Raw genomic sequence first — 2,410 nt, forward strand, 5'->3', positions numbered from 1 at the left:
CACCTCACCGCCGGACGGCCCGGCGAGCCGATCGGGCTCGCCGCGATCGCCGACGTCGACGGCATCGCCGTGGGCGGCGGCCTCGTCGAGGACGTGCGCGCCGGACTCGAGCCGGTGTTCGGCGAACTGCGTCGGCTCGTCGCCGATGGGGTGCCCTATCTCGGCGCCTCGGCCGGCGCGATGATCGCGGCCGAGGGCTCGCTCGGCAGCGGCACGCGCATCGGCGGCGTGGTAGTCTCACCCGAGGACCCCGAGGACCCGGACGAACCGGCGTTCGAGCTCGAGATCGAGGCGGGCATCGGGCTCGTCGACGTCGCCATCGAGGTGCACGTCGCCCAGCGCGGCACGCTCTCCCGCCTGGTCGCCGCGGTCGAATCCGGTCTCGTCGCCGGCGGGCTCGGCATCGACGAGCGCACGGCGCTGATCGTGGGCGAGGGCGGCCTGCGGGTCGAGGGGAGCGGCAGCGTCTGGCGGGTGCTCCCGACCGAGGGCGGCGTGCTGGTCTCCACGATCGGCGGTTGACGGTGCCCGGGAAGTCCCTCGACGAGCTCTCCGCCGACGGGCTCATCGACCCGGGCTGGGCACGCGCCCTCGCCCCGGTCGGGCCGCGCATCGCCGAGATGGGCGACTTCCTCCGCGCGGAGACGGCGGCCGGCCACGGCTACCTCCCGAGCGGCGAGCACGTGCTGCGCGCGTTCGGCCCCCCGCTCGACGACGTGCGCGTGCTCATCGTCGGCCAGGACCCCTACCCGACGCCGGGGCATCCGATCGGCCTGTCCTTCGCGGTCGACCCCGACGTGCGGCCGGTGCCGCGAAGCCTCGCGAACATCTACCGCGAGCTCGCCGACGACCTCGGCACGACGCCGCCGAGCCATGGCGACCTCACCCTGTGGAGCGCGAACGGCGTGATGCTGCTCAACCGGGTGCTGACCGTGCGCCCCGGCGCGCCGGCGTCGCATCGCGGCAAGGGCTGGGAGGCGGTGACCGATCACGCCATCCGCACGCTCGTCGCGCGCGACCAGCCGCTCGTCGCCATCCTGTGGGGCCGCGACGCACAGGGGCTCCGGCCCCTGCTCGGCCGCACCCCCGTGATCGAGTCGGCGCATCCGAGCCCCCTGTCCGCGAGCCGCGGCTTCTTCGGGTCGCGGCCGTTCAGCCGTGCCAACGCGATGCTCGTCGCGCAGGGCGGCGAGCCGGTCGACTGGAGCCTGCCCGCGTGAGGCGCCAGGGGCATCCGGTGCCGCCCCTTCGGCGGTAGTCTGCTGCAATGCTCGAGGAGGAATACCAGGAACGGCGGGTCCTGCCGCGGCATCTCCGCAAGGCGCCCGAGCCCGAGAAGCCGTTCGACTTCACCATCCGTGACGCCGTGCTCGCCGACATGCCGGCCGTGCGGGAGATCTACAACTACTACGTCGCGAACTCCACGGTCACCTTCGACGAGGACGCGATGACCCTCAAGGAGTGGAAGGCGAAGTTCGCCTACCTCGACAAGCTCGGCATGCCCTTCCTCGTGGCCGAGTCGCCGAGCGGGCAGCTGCTGGGATACGCCCTGGTCGCGCCGTGGAAGCAGAAGCGCGCCTACCGCTACACCGTGGAGAACTCGATCTACCTCGGGCCCGCTGCGGCGGGCAAGGGCCTCGGCCGCGCTCTCCTGGCCGAGCTCATCGACCGCTCCAAGGCAGCGGGCCTGAAGGAGATCATCGCCGTGATCGCCGACCAGGGTGCCGACGCGTCGATCGCGCTGCACGAGAAGTTCGGCTTCCAGGAGATCGGCCGCATGGGCCGCGTCGGGTTCAAGTTCGACCGCTGGCTCGGCACGGTGCTGCTGCAGAAGTCGCTCAAATGACCGAGCTGCACGAGTACACCGCCCTCCAGCTCCACCAGCTGCTGCAGCGCCGTGAGGTGTCGCCGGTCGAACTGACACGCCACTACCTCGAGCGCATCGAGCGGCTCGACGGTGAGGTCGGCGCGTTCGCGACGGTGACGCCGGATGCCGCGCTCGCCCGGGCGCGCCACGTCGAGGAGCACGTGCCGACCGCCGCGCCGCTCTGGGGCATGCCGGTCGCCGACAAGGACCTCAACCGCCGCGCCGGCGTGCCGGCGGCATTCGGCTCGCGGGCCTTCGCCGGCTTCGTCCCCGACGAGTCCGACGACCTCGTGCAGGCGGTGGACGCGGCCGGTGCGGTGAGCCTCGGGAAGACCGCCACGCCCGAGTTCGGGCTCCCGTCGTACACGGAGGCGCTCGCGGGGGCCCCGACCCGGAACCCGTGGGACCTGACGCTCGGCGCGGGCGGCTCGAGCGGCGGCGCGGCGGCGGCCGTGGCATCCGGCATGCTGCCTTTCGCACCCGGCTCCGACGGGGGCGGGTCGATCCGCATCCCCGCGGCCGTGTGCGGACTCGTCGGGATGA

4 protein-coding genes are annotated in these 2,410 nt (G+C 73.2%); all 4 read left to right on the plus strand.

Features of this window, described 5'->3' with window-relative positions; all coding sequences use genetic code 11:
• A partial coding sequence (locus tag AC1DY2_RS18660; protein ID WP_476763771.1) for a Type 1 glutamine amidotransferase-like domain-containing protein occupies window positions 1–522 on the plus strand: 522 nt, incomplete at its 5' end.
• Complete coding sequence (locus AC1DY2_RS18665) at window positions 519–1,220, plus strand: uracil-DNA glycosylase (RefSeq protein ID WP_476763772.1); 702 nt, start codon at window positions 519–521, stop codon at window positions 1,218–1,220. The genes AC1DY2_RS18660 and AC1DY2_RS18665, both read left to right, overlap by 4 nt.
• A 47-nt stretch (window positions 1,221–1,267) precedes the next feature.
• Window positions 1,268–1,846 (plus strand): N-acetyltransferase family protein, encoded by a 579-nt coding sequence (locus AC1DY2_RS18670; protein ID WP_476763773.1) that lies wholly within the window; start codon window positions 1,268–1,270, stop codon window positions 1,844–1,846.
• Window positions 1,843–2,410: amidase (locus AC1DY2_RS18675; RefSeq protein WP_476763774.1), on the plus strand; the 568-nt coding region annotated here is incomplete at its 3' end. The genes AC1DY2_RS18670 and AC1DY2_RS18675, both read left to right, overlap by 4 nt.

Source organism: Agromyces sp. P1_H4 (assembly GCF_056405255.1).

Bases quoted from the DNA above. Each gene is read 5' to 3' on its own strand.
- AC1DY2_RS18670 (WP_476763773.1), top strand. From the start codon at position 1,268: ATGCTCGAGGAGGAATACCAGGAACGGCGGGTCCTGCCGCGGCATCTC.